Consider the following 6,677-nt stretch of genomic DNA (forward strand, 5'->3'; position numbering starts at 1 on the left):
CAGCGGGTTGGCGATGCCCTGGCCGGCAATGTCCGGTGCCGAGCCGTGGCAGGGTTCGTACAAGCCCTTGCGGTTTTCATCCAGTGACGCGGAGGGCAACATCCCGATGGAGCCGGTGAGCATGGCGGCTTCATCGGAGAGAATGTCACCAAACAAATTGCCGGTGACAATCACATCAAACTGTTTCGGCGCACGCACCAGTTGCATGGCCGCGTTGTCCACATACATGTGTGACAACTCGATCTCCGGGTAGGCCTTTGCCTCCTCGGTGACCACTTCTTTCCAGAGTTCGGTGACTTCCAGCACGTTGGCCTTGTCCACCGACAGCACGCGCTTGTCACGTTTCATGGCCAGCTCAAAGGCCACTTTCGCGATCCGGCGCATTTCCGACTCGGTGTAGACATAGGTGTTGAAGCCTACACGCTCGCCGTTTTCTTCCTTGATACCGCGAGGCTGACCGAAATAGATGCCACCGGTCAGCTCGCGCACAATCAGGATATCCAGCCCGGATACCACTTCCGGTTTCAGGCTGGAGGCATCCGCCAGTTGCGGAAACAGAATGGCCGGGCGCAGGTTGGCAAACAGCCCCAGTGACGAGCGCAAACGCAACAGGCCACGCTCGGGGCGCTTGTCGCGTTCAATGGTGTCCCATTTCGGACCACCAATGGAGCCGAACAAAATAGCGTCGGCGGCACGGGCTTTTTCCAGCGTACCTTCCGGAAGCGGGTCATTTTCCGCATCCACCGCTGCGCCCCCGACCAGGGCTTCATCCAGCTCCACCTCGAGCCCGAACTTCTGCTTGGCCACGTTCAGCACCTTGACCGCTTCTTTCACGATCTCCGGGCCAATACCGTCACCGGGCAACACCAACACCTTGCTCATTACTGCTTCCTGTCTACTACTGCCCTTGCGGGCGATTAAAAGTCTTTGGTTACCAGAACATCATCCGGCGCGGACGCCTTTACCAGCTCCAGGGTGTAATCTTTCTTGCCCTCAGCGGCACTGATGCGAACCTGATAGATGCCACCTTGTGCGAAGTTGTGGCGGAACTTGCCGAAACGAAGAATGCCCGCCTGGTCAGCAAACACTTCCACTGAATGCTTTCCGGCTTCAATCTGCACACTCTGCGCACCCGCTTGCTCGGTAATGCGCTCGCCATCCACCTTGAACAGGGATGCCTTGGCATCGCTACTGGTTGGCATCTGCCAGCCGGCGTCTTCCCCCTGCTCTGCCGGGGCCGACAACTGGTTATCCACGCTCAGCGTGGCCGCCTGCTCCCCGGTGGGGGCATCGTACATGCCCGTGGATGCACAGCCAGCCAGCATCAATACCGACACCAGTGACAATGAAAGTAAACGCAACATACAACCTCCTTGGTTATTCTTTTAATGGTCGGCAAAAACCCAGGGTTCGCGTTCCATGCGACCTTTTTCGTAAGCTCGAATCGCATCCGCTTCATTCAGGGTCAAGCCAATTTCGTCCAGACCATTCAGCAGACAGTGCTTGCGGAACTCATCAATCTCAAAAGGCAGCGGCTCACCGGTTTCGGGGATCACCTGCTGGCCTTCCAGATCAATAGTGATCCGATAGCCTTCCTTGCCATTAACAGCCTGAAACAGGGCTTCCACGTTATCCTCCGACAACACGATGGGCAATAACCCGTTTTTGAAACAGTTGTTGTAGAAGATATCGGCAAAGCTCGGGGCGATGATCGCCTTGAAGCCAAAATCCATCAACGCCCAGGGCGCATGCTCACGGCTGGAACCGCAGCCAAAATTGCGCCGGGTGAGTAGAACGCTGGCTCCCTGATAGACAGGCTGATTCAGCACAAAGTCCTTATTCAGTGGGCGAGCACTGTTGTCCTGACCCGGAAAGCCTTCGTCCAGATAACGCCATTCGTCAAACAAATTGGGCCCGAAACCGGTCCGTTTGATGGACTTGAGAAACTGCTTTGGAATGATCTGGTCGGTGTCCACATTGGCACGATCAAGCGGAGCAACCAGACCATCATGACGCACAAACTTTTCCATGGTTTTGCTCCTTATGCCTGATCGAGTTCGCGAATATCAACGAAATGGCCTGCCACCGCCGCCGCTGCCGCCATGGCCGGGCTGACCAGATGCGTACGGCCGCCATTACCCTGGCGCCCCTCGAAGTTACGGTTCGAGGTGGAAGCGCAGTGCTCGCCGGCTTCCAGTCGGTCCGGGTTCATGGCCAGACACATGGAACAACCCGGCTCACGCCACTCAAAGCCTGCCGCCACAAAGACCTTGTCCAGGCCTTCTTTCTCCGCCTGCTGCTTGACCAGACCAGAGCCCGGCACCACCAACACCTGCTTGACGCTACCCGCCTTTTGGCGGCCCTTGGCCACTTCCGCCGCCGCCCGCAAGTCTTCGATGCGCGAGTTGGTACAGGACCCGATAAAGACACGATCCACCTTGATATCCGTCACCGCCATTCCCGGTGTCAAACCCATGTACTCATAAGCGCGGGTCATGCCAGAACGTTTGACTTCATCGCTTTCCGCCGCCGGGTCCGGCAGGCTGGCATCCACCGGCACCACCATTTCCGGGCTGGTCCCCCAGGACACCTGGGGCTTGATGTCCGCCGCATCGATATCCACCTGCGCGTCGAACTGGGCATCCGCGTCACTCACCAGGGTGCGCCAATAGGCCTCGGCCTTGTCCCAATCGGCACCTTTCGGGGCAAACGGGCGACCTTTCACGTAATCGATGGTCACATCATCCACTGCCACCATGCCCGCACGGGCGCCCGCTTCGATGGCCATGTTGCAGACCGTCATGCGTCCTTCCATGCTCAAGCTGCGCATGGCACTACCAGCAAATTCAAGCGCATAGCCGGTACCGCCAGCGGTGCCAATCACGCCGATGATATGCAGCACCACGTCTTTCGCCGTCACACCGGGGCCAAGCTCACCCTCAACAGAGACCCGCATATTGTTCATTTTCTTGGCCACCAACGTCTGGGTCGCCAATACATGTTCAACTTCACTGGTACCAATACCGTGGGCCAGACACGCCAGCGCGCCGTTGGTGGAGGTATGGGAGTCACCACAGACCACGGTCATGCCCGGCACCACAGCACCCTGCTCCGGCGCCATCACATGCACAATGCCTTGGCGTACATCGCCAATTCCGAACTCGGTGATACCGAATTCACGGGTATTGTCTTGCAGCGTCTGCACCTGAATCCGCGAGGTGTCATCGGCGATGTCGGCGGCACTCTTGAACGGGGTTGTCGGCACGTTGTGATCAATGGTGGCCACACTGGCACTGGTCCGCCACGGCTGACGACCCGCCAGGCGCAGGCCCTCAAACGCCTGGGGCGAGGTCACCTCATGGATGATCTGGCGATCAATATAGATCAGCGCAGAGCCATCTTCGCGCTGGGTAACGAGGTGGGCTTCCCACAATTTGTCATAGAGGGTTTTGCCTGCCATGCCTTTCTCCTGAAGCGTAGCGTAGTGCCGCAGCGTATTGTCACAACTACAGGCGGGTTTATCACTGGGGCTGGTTTATCACTGGTAATTAATGTAGAACTACGCCATCAATAAATCCAATTCATATTTTTCATTTTTAAGATAACCAATTATTATCCCCTGTACCGACACTGTGGATGCCCCGGGAATGATCGACACCCCAACGCTAACAGCCTTTATGGCCGTTGCCGAAACCGGCTCATTTTCTGCCGCAGCTGAGCGCCTGTACATCACTCAGCCTGCCATCAGCAAACGGATTGCCCTGCTGGAACAACAGCTTGAGGCCCGCTTGTTTGATCGTGTGGGCCGCCAGATCCAACTGACGGAAGCCGGCCGCTCACTGCTGCCGCGCGCACGCCAGGTACTGATGGACGTGGAAGACATGGCCCGCGCCATTCACGATTTATCCGGAGAAGTGGGCGGTAAATTGCGAATCGGCACCAGCCACCATATTGGACTGCACAGACTGCCACCGGTTCTGCGCCAGTTTTCCCGGGATTACCCGCTGGTGAAGCTGGACATCCATTTCATCGATTCCGAAGAAGCCTGGGAAGGTGTACTGCACGGGGAGCTGGAAATGGGGGTGGTCACCCTGCCCCCGCAGCCGGATGAGCGCTTGCACAGCGAAGTCATCTGGAACGACCCACTGGTGTTCATGTGCGCACCGGAACACCCGCTGGCGAAGCAGGAAAACCTGACCCTAGAAGCCTTCACCGATCACAGCGCCATCCTGCCTTCACCGATCACCTTTACCCGCGGCATCGTGGAGCGGCTGTTCGATGAGCATAACCTGAAGCTGGATATCGCCATGTCCACCAACTACCTGGAAACCATTCACATGATGGTGTCCATCGGTCTGGGCTGGAGCGTGCTGCCCGCCACCATGGTGGATCGGGGCATGGTGCAGCTGCCTGTGGATGCGCCACTGCCGCAGCGCCAGCTGGGTGTCGTCACGCACCCGGCCCGCAGCCAGTCCAACGCGGCGAAGGCCTTCCTGCGCGCCCTGCGTAGCCAGGTTATGTGAACACACGGCAGGCGGCGGCCTCAGCCGCCTAGCGGGGCGCGCGGGTAACGCCACCGACAACCAAAAGCGCCGCCGCCGCCACCGCCAGCGCAGACGCCACAACAAACAACAGCACGCCCCATTGCTGCCACAACAACCCCGACAAGCCCGCCCCGGCAGCCCAACCAGCGCCAAAGCCCAGGCTGGAGTACAGCGCCTGCCCCTGACCTGCCAGCGCTTCCCCAAACTGACGGTGCACCCAGGCAATACTGGCGGCATGAAAGCTGCCAAAGCTGGCCGCATGCAGCAGCTGGGCCAGCGCCAACAGCCACAGGGCATCGCCAGCAACACCAATCATCAGCCAGCGCAGCGACGCCAGCAGCAGGCTTACCACCAGAAGCCAGGGGATATGAAAGCGTGCCAGCAGGCGATGCATGATCAGGAACAGCCCGACTTCCGCCACCACCCCCAGAGACCACAACAAACCGACAATGAACTTGCTGAAGCCCAGGTCTTCCAAATAGATGCTGTAAAAAGTGTAGTACGGCCCGTGAGACAGCTGCATCAAAAAAGCCGCCACCAGAAACAGGCTTACCGCCGGGCGACACAGGATCTGCCAGACTGATGTTCCCTCCCCCCCGGCTTGCGCTCGCGGTGCATTGCCCGCAGGCAGGGTCAGCGTTCCCAGCCAGAGTAGCCACAACAGCCCGCTGAGCACCCAGGGCAGCACCTGCGTACCGGCCCGGTCCAGGACTTCACCCAGCACCAACACCGCCACAATAAAGCCCACCGACCCCCACAACCGCACATGGCTGTAGCGGTGGGACTGGCGACCCAGAGATTGCAGAGTGAGCACTTCGAACTGTGCCAGTACCGCGTTCCAGAAGAAGCTGAAAGACACCAACAGCGCGGCCATGGACCAAAACGTATCCACCCAGAACACGGGCAGGAATACGATGGCCGCCAGCAGGTTGCCGGCACGAATGATACGCAGGCGCTGGCCGCTACGATCAGCCAGCCAGCCCCACAGATTTGGAGCGCCGATTTTGGTGAGCTGGGGAATGGCCATCAGAGCGCCGATGGCAGCCGCACTGAAGCCCAGGTCTTTCAGGTACAGAGACCAGTACGGCACCAACGTGCCAAGCAGACCGAAGTAAAAAAAGTAGAAGCCGGAAAGGCGCCAATAATAGGGCATGAAAGAGGAACCTTGCGCTTGACTGGGGTGACGCCTGACGCCTGACGCTAATCAGCATAAAACCGCCTTTCTTCGCCTAAAGCGTCTTTTCGTTTTCTTTGTCTGGCCTCAAGCCTCCAGCGTCTGGCGCTGTCTCAGCCCGGAATCGGTGCGAACGGCGGCACCACATCCCCGTTCTGGCCACGGTGGCGCAGATAATGATCCATCAGCACGATAGCCAGCATGGCTTCGGCAATGGGCGTAGCACGGACCCCGACACAAGGATCATGGCGCCCCTTGGTCACCACCTCGGCAGCTTCACCGTCCAGTCCGATGCTCTTGCCGGGAATCAGAATGCTGGAAGTAGGCTTGAGCGCCATGGCCACGCGAACGGTCTGCCCGGAGCTGATGCCACCCAGCACGCCGCCGGCATGGTTACTCAAAAAACCGTCCGGGGTCATTTCATCGCGATGCTGCTCGCCGCGCTGATTCACCACGGCAAAGCCGTCACCGACTTCCACCCCTTTCACCGCATTAATGGACATCATTGCCTTGGCCAGATCCGCGTCAATGCGATCAAAAACCGGCTCGCCCCAACCGGGCGGCACACCATCGGCAAACACTTCCACGCGGGCACCGATGGAAGAGCCGTCTTTGCGCAGTGCATTGATCAGGTCTTCCAGGGCCGGCACCTTGCTCTCATCCGGGAAGAAGAACGGATTGTTGTTCACCGCCGACCAGTCACAGGACTCGGCCTTCACATCACCAATCCGGGTGCAGCCACCATAGATACGAATGCCCAGGCGCTGCTCCAGGAATTTGCGGGCAATGGCGCCGCCGGCCACGCGCATGGCCGTTTCCCGGGCAGAGGAACGTCCGCCGCCGCGATAATCACGGAAACCGTATTTCTGGGTGTAGGTGTAATCCGCATGGCCAGGCCGGAACGTGCCGGCGATGTTGGAGTAATCCTTGGATTTCTGGTCGGTATTCTCAATCAGCAA

Annotated in this window: 7 protein-coding genes; 1 reads left to right on the forward strand and 6 read right to left on the reverse strand. The window is 58.9% G+C overall.

Features of this window, described 5'->3' with window-relative positions; translation table 11 throughout:
- From leuB to leuC, 4 genes are all read right to left on the reverse strand, one after another.
- On the reverse strand, positions 1–882 hold an 882-nt coding region (leuB, locus tag A3754_RS10425), incomplete at its 3' end, for a 3-isopropylmalate dehydrogenase (protein WP_063519623.1).
- 35 nt (positions 883–917) lie between these two features.
- On the reverse strand, positions 918–1,364 hold the full coding sequence (locus A3754_RS10430; protein ID WP_063519624.1) for a hypothetical protein: 447 nt from the start codon (positions 1,362–1,364) through the stop codon (positions 918–920).
- Between the two features lie 21 nt (positions 1,365–1,385).
- A complete protein-coding gene (gene leuD / locus A3754_RS10435; RefSeq protein WP_063519625.1) occupies positions 1,386–2,030 on the reverse strand; it encodes a 3-isopropylmalate dehydratase small subunit in 645 nt (214 codons plus the stop codon).
- 11 nt (positions 2,031–2,041) lie between these two features.
- Positions 2,042–3,460, reverse strand: a complete 1,419-nt coding sequence (gene leuC, locus A3754_RS10440; protein ID WP_063519626.1) for a 3-isopropylmalate dehydratase large subunit — start codon at positions 3,458–3,460, stop codon at positions 2,042–2,044.
- A 187-nt stretch (positions 3,461–3,647) separates the two neighbouring features.
- Between leuC and A3754_RS10445 the strand changes: the two genes are divergently transcribed.
- The gene (locus A3754_RS10445) at positions 3,648–4,523 is read left to right on the forward strand and encodes a LysR family transcriptional regulator (RefSeq protein WP_082872387.1); all 876 of its coding nucleotides are present in this window, start codon (positions 3,648–3,650) and stop codon (positions 4,521–4,523) included.
- 28 nt (positions 4,524–4,551) lie between these two features.
- On the opposite strand, the gene A3754_RS10450 is transcribed toward A3754_RS10445, so the two are convergent.
- Both A3754_RS10450 and aroC read right to left on the reverse strand, forming a co-directional pair.
- The gene (locus A3754_RS10450; RefSeq protein WP_063519627.1) at positions 4,552–5,697 is read right to left on the reverse strand and encodes an MFS transporter; all 1,146 of its coding nucleotides are present in this window, start codon (positions 5,695–5,697) and stop codon (positions 4,552–4,554) included.
- 134 nt (positions 5,698–5,831) lie between these two features.
- Positions 5,832–6,677 (reverse strand): chorismate synthase (aroC, locus tag A3754_RS10455; protein WP_063519628.1); only part of this gene is annotated, 846 nt, incomplete at its 5' end.

Source organism: Alcanivorax sp. HI0083 (assembly GCF_001635175.1).